Genomic DNA, 16,442 nt, shown 5'->3' on the forward strand with positions numbered 1-16,442 from the left:
GTCGAACGAGAGGCGGGCCGTCCGCGCCGGCACGAAGGCCGCGGCGGGCGGAGGAACATCGGCTTCCATCGTCCGGCAGCCCACCTGCCCCGGACATCAACCCCTGTGACCGTCCTCGGACCACCCCCAGGGATTAGCTCCCCCCCGCTCCGTCATCCCCCGGTATGACGCTGTCGCCCCGGTGTCCGGCTGGCTCGCCCAAGATGGTCAGGCGCCCTCAATGCGTCGGCCCAAAGAGGCACTGCGCTTCGTCGCGCCGCTCGACGACGGCCCCCTGCGCGCGATATCGGGGCCCTTCGGCTGACCGGCAGGTGGATCACTTGAGGCGCCGGGTGGTGGGGCGGCCGTCCCAGCGGTAGCGGCTCGTTGCTCGGCGGATCAGCATGCGGAGGGTGACCAGTGCGGCGGCGAGGGAGGTAGAAGTCCGCGATGCTGCCGTTCTTCTCGGTGCAGTGCCGCAGCTTGCCGTAGTCGTTCATCCACGAGTGGGTGCGCTCGACCACCCGGCGTTTGCCGGTCTGGATCGGGCCGGCACACCCTTGCGTGCGATCTCGGCGGTGAATCCCAACTCTGTTGTCCGTGCACGGGCCTTGGAACTGTCGTAGCCACGGTCGAGGTTGACGTTACGCGCTTCACTACTCGGAGTAGTTGCGCGATGGTCGCCCCGTGACCAGGGGTTATGCAGAGATCACTGTTACACCACTCGACGGGACACCACCCGAACCATCACCGCAGCACGGTCACGCCCGCATCAGAAAGGCCGAGCAGCACAGGGAAGTCCTGCACGTTTCAAGGGGATTGACACCCTCAACTCCCTCTTCAGTCACACCTCCACGCTACGAGGGGAAGGCCATATAGGAGAAGAGCGCCTCCGACTCTCCCTTCGTGGGAGGCCGGGGGTCGTTTCTTCGTTTCGGGCTCAGTCCAGAGCCCACCTCGGCTGGCCGTCGGCGACGTTCAACTGCTCGCTCCAGTGCCGGTAGACAGTCACTTCGGCTGATGCGGAGCGCGGCAACGACCGCCACCACGGAAGCCACACCTCACTGGACGCGTTCGATCAGTTCCTTCAAGGCGACCTCGTTGTCTCCCGGGTTTCCGGAAACCAAGATGTCCTCCACCCAGTCAACGACCAAGTGGCCGGTGCGCCGCGCTCGACAGCTGACCGAGACCGACCGGCCGACGGTGCCGAGGTGGAGCCCACGGCCCCCGGACGGGGAGCCGCCCGTGGGGTTCGGGCCGCCCGGCACCGGTCGAGCCGACCCCGCAAAAGGTGGAGAAATGGCATGAATGGCACATCCCAAAGGTCCACGGTCCCGTGTTCGACGGACCTTGGTCCCTGTTGAGGGGCCTTCGGTCCCCGAGACACTTCCGGTATGGAGAACGTGGACTCGTTGGTCGTCACCTTGAGCGATCACCTTTGGACCTGGCTGCTCATCCCCCTGGTCATCGGCGCCGGTCTGTACTTCACGGTGCGATCGAGGATGGTGCAGCTGCGCCTGCTGCCCGAGATGTTTCGGGTGCTGAAGGAGAAGTCGCCGCCGCGCGCCGACGGCCGCAAGCCGGTGTCATCCTTCGGCGCCTTTACCGTCTCGGCGGCCGCCCGTGTCGGCACCGGCAACATCGCCGGTGTGGCCAGCGCCATCACTCTCGGCGGGGCGGGCGCCGTCTTCTGGATGTGGATGATGGCGATCATCGGCGCCGCGTCGGCGTTCGTGGAGTCGGCGCTCGCCCAGCTCTACAAGGTGCGCGGCGCCTCCGGCGCCTACCGTGGCGGGCCGGCCTACTACATGCAGCGGGCCCTGGGAAAACGTTGGCTCGGAGTCCTCTTCGCCGTGGTCATCACCCTCACCTTCGGCTTCGTGTTCAACGCCGTCCAGGCCAACACCATCACCGCCGTGGCCGGGGGATCGCTGCCGGAACTGAACAGTCCCTGGGCCAATCCGGTCACCGGCCTGCTGCTGGCCGCTCTGCTCGGCCTCGCCGTCTTCGGCGGAGTCCGTCGGATCTCCTCGGTGACCACCGTGCTCGTCCCGGTGATGGCCATCGTCTACCTGCTCCTCGGCCTGGCCGTGGTGCTGCTGAACATCACCGAATTCCCGCGCGTGATCGCAGACATCGTCGGCGGAGCGTTCGGTCTGCGCGAGTTCGCCGCCGGCGGCATCGGCGCGGCCATACAACAGGGCATCCGCCGCGGCATGTTCTCCAACGAGGCCGGCCTGGGCTCCGCCCCCAACGCAGGGGCCGCCGCCGAGGTCTCCCACCCGGTCAAGCAGGGCCTGGTCCAGTCCCTGGGCGTCTTCTTCGACACCCTCCTGGTGTGCACGATGACCGCGTTCATCATCCTGGTCACCACACCTGAGATCGCCGGCCGACAGGGCGCGGACCTCACCCAGAACGCCCTCAGCGGCACCCTCGGCTCCTGGGCCGGCCACATGCTGACCGTCGTGGTCTTCATGCTCGCGTTCAGCTCGATGATCGGGAACTACTACTACGGCGAGACCAACATCCAGTTCATCACCCGCAAGCCCTGGGTGCTGTCCTCGTACCGGTCGCTGGTCCTGGCCGCCGTGGTGCTCGGCTCGCTGGGCTCCGTCTCCATCGTCTGGAACCTCGCCGACGTCTTCATGGGTGTGATGGCCCTGGTCAACCTGCTCGCGATCATTCCGCTCTCCGGCATCGCCTTCCGCCTCCTGGACGACTACCTGACCCAACGCCGGGCCGGCCTGGAACCGGTCTTCACCCGGGACCGCATTCCCGGGCTCAAGGGCATCCAGTGCTGGGGTGCGGATCGCGCGAACGACGACGTCCGGTCTCCCGCGGCGACCACCGCCTAATACTGCAATCGCATGTGGCGTGACCGGTGGCGTTGGGGCTCGTTGGTATGACTGTGTGCTGATGAGGTGACGGTTGCGCAGGTTAAGTCGTGGTCGGAGGGGATAGCCGGGTTGCATGCCCGGTTCGCCCACCGGTTTGGCAGGTCCGAGCCGCGTGAGCGGGCTCTGGACTATCTTCATGGGCTGGTCGCGCCGTTGGAGAAGAAGAACGGCTGGGTGCGCCACGAGGCGCCATGTGACCGAGTGGAGGTGCGAGACCTCTACCGCCGGGCCGTCGCAGCGGCCGGGTAGAAGCTGGGGGCAGTCCAGGCCGGGGAACGCCGGTGAGGACGGGAAGCAGCCCTGACAACGCCGGGACGGCGCGGTACTGCCAGACGCGTCGGGTTCGGCAAGCAAGGCCAGAGGGCGTAGGAAGAGGAATCCGTGTAAAGCCCCGTAAGTCTTGTCACCGGGCTCCAATCTGGCGGATACGGGCCCGGGGTGCAGTGCGTGACCGCTTGCTTCGGCAGGCGGTCAACTTCGAAGCTGGCCTCCAACTGCCGGTGGGAAGGCCCACGCTGAAGGTCTGCGGCGTAGGCGTGGTGATGCTGCCGGGGTAGTAGCGAGACGCCGACCTGGCCGATCGGCACATGGTGAACGTGGGAACCGCCTGCGGTCGCCCCCTGATTTGCGGACATCCATCCCGGAGAGCGGGGGCAGGCCCGTTGCCGGCTGAGGGCCGCAGGTGGGGCGGAGGCCCCGTAGTAGTCCGGGCGGAGGAAAGCTCCGTGCATGGCGAAGGGGGTCAGCAAGTCGGCGGGGAGGATGCTGCAATGCCGGGAGGCCACGGGTGAATACCCCTGCACTGGAGTTCGCGCTGCTCACGGCCGAGCGCCGGGTACTGGAGATGCAGACCAAGCTGCACTGTTGGACGACCGACGATCGTGATCGCCGGTTCGATGACCTGTTCAATCTCGTTGCCGATCCCGCGTTCCTGCTGGTTGCGTGGGATCGGGTGAGGAGGAACAGGGGCGCTCGCTTGGCTGGAGTGGACGGGCAGACTGCCCATTCCGTGGAGGACGGGCAAGGTGTTGAGGCTTTCCTCGACGAAGTGCGGTCCGATCTGAAGGGCCGCACTTTCTGTCCGCTTCCCGTGCGTGAACGGATGATCCCCAAGCCGGGGACGGCAAAGCGCCGTCGGCTGGGTATTCCGACCGTTCGGGACCGGGTGGTCCAGGTGAACCGCCCCGGGTTTGATGGAGATCATCAAGACCCGGAAGGATGCCGATCATGGCTGCTCCCCGTAAGTACCCCGACGAACTGCGTGAACGCGCGACGCGTCTGGCCGTCGAGGCCCGCAAGGACCCGGCCGGCCGGGCCGGCGCGATCAAGCGCATCGCCGATCAGCTGGACGTGCACCCCGAGGCCCTGCGGGGCTAACGCCGCGCCAGAGCGTGGGCAGCGACGAGTGCACGGGCATCGAAACGGTCTCCCACCAGGTGGCCTACACTCGCGGCCATCCCACCACATGCCACCGACGCTACGGTCGGTGAGCCCGTCACAGAAGTTGAGCCAGAGCGGTTTCAAGTGGACGAAGCCTGTCCGCCGGATCTGGGCACCGAAAGGCCGTCAGGCGGGCGCTCAGGAATCCAGGCGGGCTGCTAGCAGCGCTTCGAAGGCGGCTGCAGATGCGGCGACGGCCTCGCACTGCTCGCACCGGGCGCGGCCCGGCTCAATCCGGCGCACGGTGCACTTCGGGCACCGCTCCCACCCCAGGTGCTCGCCGCACAGGGCGTGGTCGGGCATCGCCGGGCGAGGGCACAGGCCGTCGTCGCCGTCGCAATTGCCGAGCGCGTCCATGGAGGCATATCCGGGCCTGGTGGGCATCAGGAAGGTACCGGAAGCGATGACGGCGCCATCGTTGTCGGTAAGCGTGACAGAGTCGTCCTCTTCGACTGTGACGTCCAGGATGCCGGGGTCAGAGTGTCCCCAGACCCTTGCACCAAGGGCCCCGGTGATATCAACGCTCTGGCTCTCCCCTTCACTGGAGGCTTTCGTGGAGCGGAGATAGATGGCGCCATCATGGCTGCCAATGTCGACGCCATCAGGCGCGGCGCAGAGGTCCGAGGAGTCGGTGCGAGTGTTGGGGCCGACACAGTATGCAAGCCACAGAGGGTTGGATGATTTGTTGGTGACGGTACGAATCTTCCACATAACAGTGTTCTCCTATCCAGTGCATTAACCGCAGTCAGTTGGATCGGGCTTGATTCGGTTGACGGACATCCAAGATCGGGGGCTCTGCCCGGGCTGTATCCGGCCACGGCCATCGACATCACCACCCGCCGCGTGACCAGCTGGCCCACCTCCGACCACCCGCGCACCGAGCCGGTCGCCGACGCTCCCAACGACCATCCACGAAACTCGTGGGTTTCCTGCTCGTTGGCGGGGGGATCGAGGGTGGGAATATGGGTGGCTGACCACTTGCCGCGCAGGAGGATCTGCCACTGCGCGACCGCGCCGCTGGAGTCCGGGCGGACTGGGGCGTACGGACAGGCCGCGAAGGTGTCCGGGGTGTCCCCGAGGTCGGTCGGCACCTGGTGGAGGACGTTCCAGGTTGATGGGCGGCAGGCATTGCCGACTGCTGTGCGCCAGCCACGGGCCGGGGCGGGTGAGTTGCCGGACCACTGGGCGCGCAAGGCGGTGGTGCAGGCGACGCCGCAGGGAGTGGGCACATCGCACATGGCTGCGCCGGCACGGCATCACGCCGCAATGGCCTGCCCGCCGCTCGTACCGGCAGCAGCCGCAAGCAGTGCGGGCGTGGCCGGAGGAGGAATATCCGGCGATCGCCGTGCGGGTGAAACGGGAGCAGGCCGAGCTGGTCCGCGCCGACCGGGCAGACCCCGCTGGTGCAGGTCAACGGCCGCCGCTTCAGAGGCAACGTCATGCTTGCTGTCGCCTCACGTGGCGTCGTGTGGTTCACCATCTTCCCCAGCAAGTTCACCGCGGAGGTGATGTGCTCGTGCCTCGAACGCCTCGCCCGTCAGTCTGGTCACTAGGCCACGCGGATCGGCACCCGGTACCGCAGCAAGACCGTCCGAGCCCGGCCAGAGAAGAACACCGAGCGCCCCGAGCCGCACCCGATGCCCGGGCACAGCCACGAACCCAACCCCAACGAGATCCTGAACCTCGACCTGAAACACCACGTCCATGCCGCCCGCGCTACCTGCACCGACGACAAGACCCTGCGTTTCTTGCGCCGCAGACAAGGCCCCCCGCATCGTCTGCGGCTACTTCGCAGCCCGCCACGTCCGCTACACGACCCTGCAGGAAACTCGCCAATTTCGGCTCAATATATTCTTGACTGGTACATGTCGGATACCGGGCAATGGTAGGGCAAGGAGAACAGTGAAGCGCCCCGCCTGCAAACGAGTTGAGAACGATTACTGCGCTAGCAGCGAGGGGCTTCACTGTCGCCCGGCGCCCCAGGGCGCAGGAGGTCAGCCGTCAGTGCCCGCGGAACATCACATGAACCTGGCCGTCGAAAAGAGCGAGGCCTGGTGTCTCAGGCGTGCTGTAGCCCTCGGTGATGCTGAAATCATGGGTCCAGGAGGTACTGCCAGTAGGGGATGTGGTGCCACGCCCGACGTGTACATGGCCACCCTGGTCCTGGTTGAAGTAAGCCATCCACAACTGTGAACCGTCGGCGACCATCGCTGGTCCGTCCTGGGTACGCCAGACGTCAATATTACCGGATTGAGTCTTGACCCAGACGCCTGATTGACGAGTGGCGACACCAATACGGAATTCGTCCGCCCTGCGGGCAACGCGCAGAAAACCGTTAGCGTTGCAGGCCGCTACAGAGCTTGCAGTATTCCAGTCCGGGATGGCTTGTGGGTCACCCCACCGCCCCGGAATAAGACTGAATTCGGTGAGATAAGTTCTCCCGTCCCCTTCAGCTCCCCGAAACACCAGGCATAGGGTATTGGTCCCGAGTGCAGCAAGCGCTGGCGTCATTGAATCGATTGAACTGCCGGTGGTCGGGACGCGCTCCGGGTTGCTCCAGGCCGAGCCATTGTAGTAGCTCACCCGTACGGTGCGGTCGCTCTTGTCGATGAAGGCGCAATATAGCCAGTCGTTCCAGACAGTCAGCGTCGGGGTAAAGTTCGACGCGGACAGCCGGTCTGCGGGGCCTAGTGATGGGGGAGTTGGCCATTCCCAATCCGCGCGGCCGTTGGCGACACCGTAGCGATTCCACACCAGGGTCCCGTCAGGCGCGGCGAAGACGGCGTACAGCTTGCCTTTGTATTCGCAGAGAGCCGGCGCAGTCGAGGAACTCCACCTCAGGCCGGGTGTTACTTCGTACCAGCTACCCTCTCCCCTACGGATCCAGTGGTGGACAGGATGAAGGGGGGAGGTGAAGTTGTCGTCGAGGGAGACCTTGCCAAGCCTAGGAGCGAAAGCCCAGGCGAGAGCGTAGTCACGGCGCGCCCAGAAACCGCCGAACACCTCATTGACTGCCTTGTCACGCACCGCGGTCTGCCAGTCCTGCAGGTCAATGACGTTGGATGAGTTGGTTCCGGCCTTGGTGGGGAACTGGTCGCGGATGGCCTCTGGGGTGATGCCACGGTGATCGCCGGTGGCGAGGATGTTGAGGATGGCCTCTTGGGACATCTTTGCGGTCTCGGAGGCGATACGTACACCGTCGCCACCCTTGAGCATGGTGTCATCGCCAAAGATCTGGAACGGGGTGGTGCGTGCCCGGGAGGAGACCCACAGGGACTGTTCATTGTAGTAGTCGTGGATGGCCGCCGTGGACGCCTGGGTGACGGTGTTGGTCAGGAAGGTCAGGTAATTACTGTACGCGAGGCCGAGGTCAGAGCCGGATACGCCGGAGGCGGCCCTCCGCGCATCGTAGGTTGCCATCTCCTGGGCCGTTTCGGGGTCTTTGACGGTACCCATATAGGGCCAGCTGGTGTACATGCTGCCCGGGGCCAGCCCGGGCTGCAAGGCTGCCGTCATCGTCTTGATCTGAGCCCAGTCCCCAGTGGAGATCCACTTATCCTCGACCCAGTCGAGGAACCACTGCATGACCGAGGTCTTGTTGACGAGGTGGCCGGCGGCAAAGGAGTCCTGCAGGAAATGGTCGGCATAACCGTGATAGAGCCACGCCTTGTATCGGTTCTCGCCGTTCGCCCCTTCTCCCGCATCCCAGGACTTCTTCGCGTAGTCCCGGGAGATCATATGGAACTGATACCAGCGATGCCATGAATACGGTGCGAAATGGCACGCGTTACGAGCAAGCAGACCATGGTAATGGCCGACCCCCTCTGTGCCAACGTTAATTGTCAGGTTGTTGATAGCTCTGCCCAAGACAATTTTCTGAATATATCCATACCATGGCCAGTAGCCCGTACTGTCCGAAAAGGATGTATTGAACCAATCCTCATTCAGGAGCCAGTCCACCGCAATCTTGTTGAATGTCTCCTCACGCAGAGTCTGCAGGATGGGCAACAGGATGCCCTCGGACAGGGTGTCCAGGACGGCTGGCTGGGGCAGGTAATCGGCCAGAGTGTTCAACTCTCCATAGGTGACGAGCAGGCCGCTGCCCTGCATCCTGATGGCCCGAATGTCGGGGAAATGTTCCCGCATCTGCGCTTCTGTTACGTCCTTGGGATTCGTCTGCCACAGCCCCAAGAGCTGGCGCATCTTCCTCAGAAACGCCCCGGAATCGCCCTGGCTTTTGTTACTGGCTTTGGCCACTGCGTCCAGCGAGTTGGTATTGCAGTCGCCGAGCATGCGGTGTTCCCAGGAAGAATGGCACTGAACCAGCATCGTTGCGGTATCTGCAAGTCGCTGCGGAGCCGCTGCCGGGCCTGGTACCTTCCGGCCGGACACCACAAGAGTGGCAGCCTGGTCCGCCGCGTACTCACTGAGGTCGTCATACGGCTGCACCCGCTCCGCGCCAGCCGCGCCAGACCCACGGTCCCGCTGCACAGCGTGCGCCACCTCATGCGCCAGCAGCCATCGCCCCACGCTGCTTCCTGGATTGAAGCAGCCATCCCGGAAGAAGATATCGGCGCCCACCGTAAACGCCTCAGCTCCGAATTCCCGGGCCAGCCGGTCAGCCTCGGCACCCGTGTGGATACGCACCTGCCCCATATCCACGCCGAAGCTGCCTTCAAGCCACGACCGCACCTCTTGTTCCAGCGCCACACCCCGACCCAGCTCCCTTCGGACACGGTGCGCAACTAAATCACGAATCACTGGCACAGAAATCACCATCCCATCAGTGAGAAATCAGATAGAGATAACCTAAAAGGCGGTAAGATTCGCCGCGATAACACGGAGAGTGGAGGGCGATATTCAGCCGGTATCGCGGGGAGAAATAACTGGGTTATTGAAGCTCTTCCAACCTGGACAGCTGCAGGTAAGGAGGGTGTGGACGGCCTGGACGATGCGGCTGAAGCGTTTGGTGGAGCGTCGGGCCCGGCGGAGGATGCGCCAGATCTTCAACCGGGCGAAGGCACGTTCTCCGGGAGTCGGCAGCCTGGCGTGGACGCGGTTGAACCGCTCGTAGTGCTCAGGGAGTTCGCGGTGTCCGTAGTACGGAATGCGGAAGATGGAGCCAGCTCCCTGGTAGGCCCGGGTCGGCAAGGACGAGGACCTGCCGGGTGAGAAAGAACCGCACGATCCCGTGGGCTCTGGCCGCAGCCAGGTCGTGGGTCCGTCCGGGCAGCGCGCGGCAGAACCCACAAGCAGGGCCCCGTCGGCACGGCCTATGACCCGCACGTTCATCCCGTGCCGCTTGCGCTTCTGCGCGTAGTACCGCTTGTCGGCTGCGATCCGGTCGGTAGGGATGAGAGTGCCGCCAACGATGACGAAGTCCCCATCACCCAGGCGGCGAGGTCGATGACGGTCCAGTCGTAGAACCGCTACCCCTTCGCGCCGCGCCCGGCAGAGAGCTTCTGCCAGGCTCGCTTCGGCACCTTCTTCACCAGGGCATCGGCGCGGAACGTGCCTGCGCCGGTGGGTACTTCGACCGAGCTGGCCACCGCGAGGACATAGCTGATGCCGCGATCCTCCAGAGCCGTACGGAGTCCTGAGTTGCCGCCGTAGACCTCGTCCCCGGTGACCCAGCCGACGTGGCGTCCGGCATCCCCAGGGATCGTTCGCTCATCGTGCGGACCAGTTCCGGCTTGGTCGCGAAGACGGTGCCCCCGCCGAGGCCGGCTTCCCGGCAGCGGTCCGGATCGCACGTCCAGGAGCGCGGGATGTACAGCTCCCGGTCCACCGCCGTGTGCCCGCGCATCCCGGCGTAGACGAGGTAGACCGCGACCGGGGAGTTCTCGATCCGGCCGGCGGTGCCGGTGTACTGGCGCTGGACCTCGACCGTGTGGTGCCCTTCTTCACGTCGCAGGTCTCCTCGACAACCAGAACCGAGGCCTCGTCATAGCGGCGCTCGACGACGAACTCGCGCACGTCATCGCGGACGCCATCGGCATCCCAGACGGCCCGGCACAGCAGATGCTGCATGCTGTGCCGGGCTGGCCTCCCCAGCCGCCTCCGCGATCGTCCAGCAGTTCTTGCGCGGCAGGTCCGACCGCAGGCCCAGCACCAACCGCCCGGCCCGCAGCCGTGGTTCGACCCGGGCAAACCGGCCCGCGATCCGACCCATGGCCACCTCGAACGCCTCCCGCCAACGGGCGGGATCTATGTTGTGACCTGCGGCCACCGTCTCATCGTCACTCCACACAAGTCACGATGATCAACGGTGGCCGCACCTGTCTCCGCAACGGCCCCGACCAGCAAGATCACGATCTACAGCTGGAGTACCGAGGGGTTGGTGCCAATCCGTCGGCCACGCCCAGGGCTTGTCGCGGCTGATGGCTCATTCGGCCGTGTTCTCCTGGCCGGTGGGGTCGATTTCTTGGGCGGCCAGGCTGAGTCCTCGGGTCAGCTCGGCGTAGGTGTAGGACGTGAACGGGACATCGAGGCCGCCGGTGGCGTCGTCGGCGACGTCGCCGCGCCGAAAGGCGATGAGGCGTGCACGGCGGCCCTCGACGTCGCGCATGCGAATGGTGTGGTTATCGAGGGCGTCGAACGAGATCCACGCGTCTCCCTTGCCAGCGATGTTCATGCGCAGGGAGAACCTGATCTCGTCGTCGTAGATGTGGGCGCGTTTGATGCTGCGCATATCCCAGCTGCCCGTGCTGCCGGCGATGCAGTAGTCCTGACCCTTGCGCTGCTTTGGGCGGAGCCATCCTCCGGTGCGCCCGCTGCGGTATTCGAAGGGCGTGCCGTCGAGATTGCCTTCGGTGAGTTCTGTCGCTGTCGTGTCGAAGCGGAATTGGAGGACGGAGACGGCCGCAACGTCCCCCACCGTCCTGAAGGCGAAGTCCTCCCTGGTATCTGAGTTGCCCCCGTAGAACGTCACGGGGTAGAACCTGTCGCGGTTCTCCCAGTCGTAGTAGAGGACGAAGGGGGTGTTTCCGGCGAGGCGGACCTTGTATCGGTTGAAGCCGTCGTCCTTGATGAAGTGGAGTGCCACGGTGTCTCCTTGGTTGTTCCGGGGTTTGGGTAGGGCTTTGTGGAACTTGGCCCACTGCCGTTCCGGATTGGATCAGGCGTGGGTGAGCGTGAAGGTGAAGAGGCCGTGTTCCCCGCGGGTGCGGTTCAGGTCCTCGGGGAGATGCGAGGCGTCGGCGGTGTCGATTGATCGAGGCAAACGGGAGGGGCCGCGCGGCAGACACAGCGCGGTCCCTTCGTACCTGCGCCCGTCCTACGCTGCTGCGACCACCTTGGACTGCTTCAACCGCCGGACGCAGCTGTCACCGTAGGAACGGTGCTGCGAAGTCGTTGAGCCTGAACTTCTGTGCATAGTGGTCGATGCACTCGTGCTGGACGATCGCGGCGCCGTCTGTAGTGTCTCCTCCGTAGACGGTGACGCACTTGTCCGCGAACGTCAGGAGCTCGAACCGCTCGTCATTGTCGAGCGGGCGGATGCGAAACTTCTGTGCGGGGAGGTCCGCACATCTGGACTGCTCGATCACAGCGGTGTTCGCGGTGCTGTTCCCTCGAACCGTCAGGCACCTGTCCGTGAACGTTTTGATCTCCCACCGCCCGTGATCGTCCGAGTGGAAGGTGAACCTCTGGTCGTAGAGTTGCGTGCACCCGTACTGGTCGATCGGAGCATTGTCCTCGGTGCTTCGGACCTTCAGGCACTTGCCGATGAAGGTCACGATCCTGTAAGTCTGATCTTGTTGGATGGAAGCCCCGGATGCTGCGGCAGCCTGCGGCACCCCCATCAGGGGGAACAGGACTGCCGCCGTCGCGGCTGCCGTGACCACTGACCGCCACGGAACCTTACTCACCTTGCTGATCACTCGGATCACTCCCTTATTCACGGCGGGACGCCTCCCGCGCTGATAACCGGCGCCGGACCCGAACGGCCGAGCCGTTCTGGTCTGGGACCTGGAACTCGAAAAACTCTTCCTGCGGACCGGAGCGCGTTTCGCTCGGGTGGAAGCCCGGCGACGGATGCGGGACGACGTCCGCGGACTGCTCGGCCCCGTCGGCCGAAACAACAGCTGGCAGCTGGCTGAGTACGCCGGCCACGCCACCCCACACAGCCTGCAGCACCTGCTCTCCCGCAGCCGGTGGGACGCCGACGGCCTGCAGACACACGTCGCCGATCAACTCGGCCACGCAGACAGTGTTTTGATCCTCGACGACACCGGCTTCGTGAAGAAGTGCACCGCGTCCGCCGGAGTACAGCGCCAGTACTCCGGCACCACCGGGCGAACGGAGAACTGCTAGATCGGGGTGTTCGCCGCCTATGCCACCAGCCGCGGCCATGCCCTGGTCGACCGCGAGCTCTACCTGCCCAAGTCCTAGACCGACGACTGCCAGCGCTGCCAAGCGGCCCGCATCCCCGACGAGCGCGCCTTCGCTACCAAGGGCGACTCGCCCGCGACATTATCCGTCGCGCCCTCGCCGCCCCGCTCCGCGTCGCCTGGGTCACCGCAGATTCCGCCTACGGACTCCCACTTCCGGCGCTTCCTGGAAGGCCACGGCCTGTCCTACGTCGTCGCCGTACCCAAGCCGCAGTCCGTGCATGGCCCGCGCGTCGACCATGTCCTCGCCCAAGCCCCGCCCGAGGCATGGCAGCGTCTGCCCACGCGTTCCTCGCGATGATGGCCGTCCAAGAGCGAGAAAGTATCAGGGACTTCGCCAAAGGAGAGCGCGGTGGTCTTGCCGGGCAGCCACTCCAGGTTGCCGTGCTTGCCGGGTGGACGACGGGGTGCGCGCCGAAGCCGCCGTCCTCGTGGGAGGCGGCGATCCAGCGGTAGGCGGCCGGGCAGTGGTGGCTCGGCGGGAGGTCCGGGTCGTGGTAGATGGCGCCAGGGTTCTCGCCGACGCCGCGCTGGGGCTGGATCAAGGCTCTGCCTGCGGACACGAGCTACTGATGCCGTAGTCGATCTCCCCCGTCATCCGCTCTAGGGTTTCGCGCCTGATCAGGGCTGCCTGTACGTCGCTGAAGGACTGGGCGAAGCATTCATGAACCCCTCGGATGGGCTCCCGCGTCTCTCGCACTTGTTGAATCAAGTAGATGAGCGAGTCGAGGACTTCATCAAGCTCTACAGTTGCTTCACGCATCATCTGCGCTAGAGGCTTGCTGGATCCTCGCCGCGCCTCAAGCCGCCGCTGTCCCACATCGCTGTACTTTCGTGAGAGTGCGTAGTGGTTTTGGTGGGAGCACACCATTGCCTCCAGATGTCTTTCAAAATCAATTCCGTGATGGTGCTGGTGGTCATGGATGTCCCCGGCCAGACAGCAGGTGCGGGCTTTCCAGCCGGTAGCGCAGTGTCGGGGGCTCTGTCGGCTCCTCGGCCTGGTGATGGTGCTGGCCAGGGACGTTTTCAACGACGTGCTCAGCGGGGGGGGGAGTGACGTCCGCTGAGCCGTGGAAAGACAGCCACGCCCAAGGGTCATGGAGTCCGTGATCGGCATCAGAGGGTCACGGGCGAGCCGGTAGGTGGTCGTATGCCGGAGGTCTTGCTGCGACCCATCTGACCCGAGCGTGGTGTTCACGCGGACGGACATCGCTCCCGCGGCGTGGTGGTTGATCGGACGAAACGGCCGGCACAGTTCCAGCGCAGTGGGGCGTCTGGGCCAGTTGGCACCAGATCGTGGGCTGCTCCTGGTAGTGCCGCAGCCATGCGAATACGTCCGGTGAAGTCAGCAGCTGCTGCAGGGGCGAGGGGTCGCTTGCGTACCACCCGTGCCCAACTGGCGCCCCGGACCTGCACCGGAGCGCCAGTTGGGCAGTTCGCAGGCCTGGCTCCGGTCGAGGCCCAGAGGGCGACACGGTCCGAGGACAGCCGGTCGAACAGCCTGTTGAACACCGCATCGGGGATCTGACGCAGGATCCGCTGCGGCCGCCGCGGCCGGAACAGGCCCACCCACTGCGAGTGCCAGGGCGTCATCGGATTGTGGTGTTCGTCCACTCAGGTGCCGCGGTCAGCAGGAACGGGTTGATCAGGAGACCGATTCCGGCCTCGGAGGGTGAGTGCAGAAACTTTGCGGAGCACAGTCTCGTTGCTCGCGATCACAAATGCGGCGTGCCGTCTGATCGACTGCTTCCCGGTGGTCGGCTTGTGCCGGGCAGCTGGCCGAACACGCCGACGGGTTCGATCCCGATCGTTCACATTTCCTTGTAGTAGCGCCCCCTCTCAAATCCCTCTCTGCCGCCAGCCTGCGCCTTCCCGCAGGTAGTTGCTTCTTTCCTTCCCGCCTTGGACGGCCTTGGCCGCCGTCCCGGCAGGGCAGGTCCTCGGCGGACAGTATTGTCAGGTTATGTTGACAGGTTACAAGCTCGCCACTGGTTTAGCTATGGATTCATCGGCCGATACTTCTCCACACCCAGAAAGTCGAGGGCCCGTAAGGGCGTCAGGTGTAGGCCAATGATATCGATTACAGGTGTGGATCACGGAGAGGTTTCGAGAGGCTTCGAGGTTCCTGTCAGCCCGTCGAGCATTTCATGCGGACATGCACAAAGAGGCACTTCAGCCCAGTGCGTACAAGCCCGCGACATCGGAGACACTCCCTGTGCATGCCGGGTCTATCGAGATCTTGAAGGTGCCCGAGAGGTGCGGTTTCAGATTCTCCTCACGCCAGATGCGGGCAATGTAATGCCAGGGCGCCAAAATACCCTTGCGCCGCTTCAAATGGCCGGCCAGCGTCCACGTCGACCAGTGCGAGAGCCCGGAATCCGTCGGTGGGGACATCCTCGTCGAGGCGATTATCCGGGCCCACACCCGAGGCGGCACCTACACCCGAGGCCCGCCCCGGCATTAGTCCACCAGCTCAGCAACACCCCGCTCGGCATAACGGGACTTGCAGCGATCCACCGTCAACGGTGCCACCCGGGCGAGTTCGGCGATGTCCTTGTGCCACCGCCCTTGGCCGACCACAACACGATCCGCGCGCGAAGCGCCACAACGACCGGCACATCTCGCGAACCCGCCAACTGCCGTAGCTCGGCCATCTGTTCAGAGGAGAGATCCGTGCCAGAGTCAACGATCAAAGGCACCTCAGGTTCCACAATCAGGATCACAGGGCACTAGTCAGCGAATGCCGAGGTCATCCGGCAGTTCGAAGGTGCCTCTTCGCCGGTGCGGTTTCAGCTTCTCCTGGCGCCCCATCCGGGCGATGCAGTGCCAAGAAGCAGATGGCCGCGGTGTGTCAGAGGTGGGCAGCCAGGGCCCCTGTCGGCCCGTGCGAGCGCGGCGATGTTTGCGGGAAACCCTTCGCCAGCCCACAGCCAGATCCAAGCCCCCAGATTCCGTCGCAGCCGAAACATGCCGGGCTTTTGATCAACTCCGGCAGTTCTGAAGGCGTCACCAATAATCATGGGAAATGTCGACGCAACGCCATCATGCCGACTGGAGGCCGGAATGGATAATGCGCAAGATGCCAACTATCCCGCCGAAGCCGCGCGCAATAGAACTTCTGAACATTCCGAACTTGACGCGCTTGATGATCTACTTGTGGAGCGCAGTTATCGAATTATGTGCGCTTGGATATCAGACAGATCAATCTTTCGCAGACTCCAACAAATCGGGCCCTTCCGTCTCCCCTACCTGGCGTTGTGCAGCGATCCAGACGTGGTCAGTGAAATCGCTGGCTTGACCGTAGCAGTGGCCCTGAAGAAATTTCGCAACAACATCGGTGGCCGACACGGTTGGGATCCATCTCAGGGGTCCACTCTGAGCACTTTTTTCATCGGGCAATGCCTACTGTGCTTCCCAAATGAATATCGCCGTTGGCTCAGGGAAAACCGGTCGCTTCAATTCAGAGATGCCTCACCAGGCGAGATCGAGAACTCGCTCAGCGCATACAATAATGACCCGGAATTTATTGTCATGAAGCGACTTGCCATACACGGCATCCTCTCAACAGTCGACGAGCGCACTCGCCTGGCCTTGATCGCATATGCGATCGGCTATCCGCAACGCGACATCGCGACTATTCTGAAGATAACACCCAAAGCCGTGGAAACACTCATCTATCGCGCCAGGTCCCGAATACGCCATGAATTCCACATGTCTCAATAAGGGTTCTCGTCCT

The 16,442-nt window shown here is 64.3% G+C and carries 11 protein-coding genes and 3 pseudogenes; 5 read left to right on the forward strand and 9 right to left on the reverse strand.

Annotated features, from left to right (window positions below; translation table 11 throughout):
* Positions 1–316: 316 nt before the first annotated feature.
* Positions 317–625: pseudogene (locus ACIQE0_RS36265) on the reverse strand (IS5/IS1182 family transposase); the annotation flags it as partial.
* A 748-nt stretch (positions 626–1,373) separates the two neighbouring features.
* On the opposite strand from ACIQE0_RS36265, the gene ACIQE0_RS36270 reads away from it, so the two are divergent.
* A complete protein-coding gene (locus ACIQE0_RS36270; RefSeq protein ID WP_402339971.1) occupies positions 1,374–2,834 on the forward strand; it encodes an alanine/glycine:cation symporter family protein in 1,461 nt (486 codons plus the stop codon).
* Between the two features lie 784 nt (positions 2,835–3,618).
* Here ACIQE0_RS36270 and ACIQE0_RS36275 read toward each other — a convergent pair.
* Complete coding sequence (locus ACIQE0_RS36275) at positions 3,619–4,083, reverse strand: hypothetical protein (RefSeq protein ID WP_402339974.1); 465 nt, start codon at positions 4,081–4,083, stop codon at positions 3,619–3,621.
* A 20-nt stretch (positions 4,084–4,103) separates the two neighbouring features.
* Between ACIQE0_RS36275 and ACIQE0_RS36280 the strand changes: the two genes are divergently transcribed.
* Positions 4,104–4,253 carry a hypothetical protein gene (locus ACIQE0_RS36280; RefSeq protein ID WP_366340046.1) on the forward strand — a complete coding sequence of 50 codons (150 nt, stop codon included), beginning with the start codon at positions 4,104–4,106 and terminating at the stop codon, positions 4,251–4,253.
* Positions 4,254–4,454: 201 nt separating this feature from the next.
* Here the strand turns inward: ACIQE0_RS36280 and ACIQE0_RS36285 are convergent, their stop codons facing one another.
* Positions 4,455–5,027: a hypothetical protein gene (locus tag ACIQE0_RS36285; RefSeq protein WP_402339977.1), complete on the reverse strand. Its 573-nt coding sequence runs from the start codon at positions 5,025–5,027 to the stop codon at positions 4,455–4,457.
* A gap of 403 nt (positions 5,028–5,430) precedes the next feature.
* Between ACIQE0_RS36285 and ACIQE0_RS36290 the strand changes: the two genes are divergently transcribed.
* Positions 5,431–6,174 (forward strand): winged helix-turn-helix domain-containing protein, encoded by a 744-nt coding sequence (locus tag ACIQE0_RS36290; RefSeq protein ID WP_402339980.1) that lies wholly within the window; start codon positions 5,431–5,433, stop codon positions 6,172–6,174.
* Positions 6,175–6,317: 143 nt separating this feature from the next.
* Here the strand turns inward: ACIQE0_RS36290 and ACIQE0_RS36295 are convergent, their stop codons facing one another.
* The 5 genes and pseudogenes from ACIQE0_RS36295 to ACIQE0_RS36315 form a co-directional block, all read right to left on the reverse strand.
* Positions 6,318–9,026: a DUF4157 domain-containing protein gene (locus tag ACIQE0_RS36295; protein ID WP_402339983.1), complete on the reverse strand. Its 2,709-nt coding sequence runs from the start codon at positions 9,024–9,026 to the stop codon at positions 6,318–6,320.
* Between the two features lie 150 nt (positions 9,027–9,176).
* Positions 9,177–9,785, reverse strand: coding sequence for a transposase family protein (locus ACIQE0_RS36300; protein ID WP_402340039.1), 609 nt, complete (start codon positions 9,783–9,785; stop codon positions 9,177–9,179).
* Positions 9,749–10,488 (reverse strand): annotated as a pseudogene (locus tag ACIQE0_RS36305) (IS701 family transposase); the annotation flags it as partial. The gene ACIQE0_RS36300 and the pseudogene ACIQE0_RS36305, both read right to left, overlap by 37 nt.
* Positions 10,489–10,701: 213 nt before the next feature.
* A complete protein-coding gene (locus ACIQE0_RS36310; protein ID WP_366340054.1) occupies positions 10,702–11,361 on the reverse strand; it encodes a hypothetical protein in 660 nt (219 codons plus the stop codon).
* Positions 11,362–11,641: 280 nt separating this feature from the next.
* On the reverse strand, positions 11,642–12,196 hold the full coding sequence (locus tag ACIQE0_RS36315) for an RICIN domain-containing protein (RefSeq protein WP_402339986.1): 555 nt from the start codon (positions 12,194–12,196) through the stop codon (positions 11,642–11,644).
* Between the two features lie 136 nt (positions 12,197–12,332).
* Between ACIQE0_RS36315 and ACIQE0_RS36320 the strand changes: the two genes are divergently transcribed.
* Positions 12,333–12,629 carry a transposase gene (locus ACIQE0_RS36320; RefSeq protein ID WP_402339989.1) on the forward strand — a complete coding sequence of 99 codons (297 nt, stop codon included), beginning with the start codon at positions 12,333–12,335 and terminating at the stop codon, positions 12,627–12,629.
* Between the two features lie 401 nt (positions 12,630–13,030).
* Here the strand turns inward: ACIQE0_RS36320 and ACIQE0_RS36325 are convergent.
* A pseudogene (locus ACIQE0_RS36325) lies at positions 13,031–13,251 on the reverse strand (cobaltochelatase subunit CobN); the annotation flags it as partial.
* A gap of 2,518 nt (positions 13,252–15,769) precedes the next feature.
* Here ACIQE0_RS36325 and ACIQE0_RS36330 point away from each other — a divergent pair.
* Positions 15,770–16,429, forward strand: a complete 660-nt coding sequence (locus ACIQE0_RS36330; RefSeq protein ID WP_402339992.1) for an RNA polymerase sigma factor — start codon at positions 15,770–15,772, stop codon at positions 16,427–16,429.
* Positions 16,430–16,442: the final 13 nt, after the last annotated feature.

It is taken from the genome of Streptomyces sp. NPDC093097 (assembly GCF_044754325.1).
In the GTDB taxonomy this organism is placed as follows: Bacteria; Actinomycetota; Actinomycetes; order Streptomycetales; family Streptomycetaceae; genus Streptomyces.

Excerpts from the sequence above, each read along its gene's own strand:
- ACIQE0_RS36270 (WP_402339971.1), top strand. The coding sequence starts at position 1,374 with ATGGAGAACGTGGACTCGTTGGTCGTCACCTTGAGCGATCACCTTTGG.
- ACIQE0_RS36280 (WP_366340046.1), top strand. The coding sequence starts at position 4,104 with ATGGCTGCTCCCCGTAAGTACCCCGACGAACTGCGTGAACGCGCGACG.
- ACIQE0_RS36285 (WP_402339977.1), bottom strand. The coding sequence starts at position 5,027 with ATGTGGAAGATTCGTACCGTCACCAACAAATCATCCAACCCTCTGTGG.
- ACIQE0_RS36290 (WP_402339980.1), top strand. The coding sequence starts at position 5,431 with ATGGGCGGCAGGCATTGCCGACTGCTGTGCGCCAGCCACGGGCCGGGG.
- ACIQE0_RS36330 (WP_402339992.1), top strand. The coding sequence starts at position 15,770 with ATGGATAATGCGCAAGATGCCAACTATCCCGCCGAAGCCGCGCGCAAT.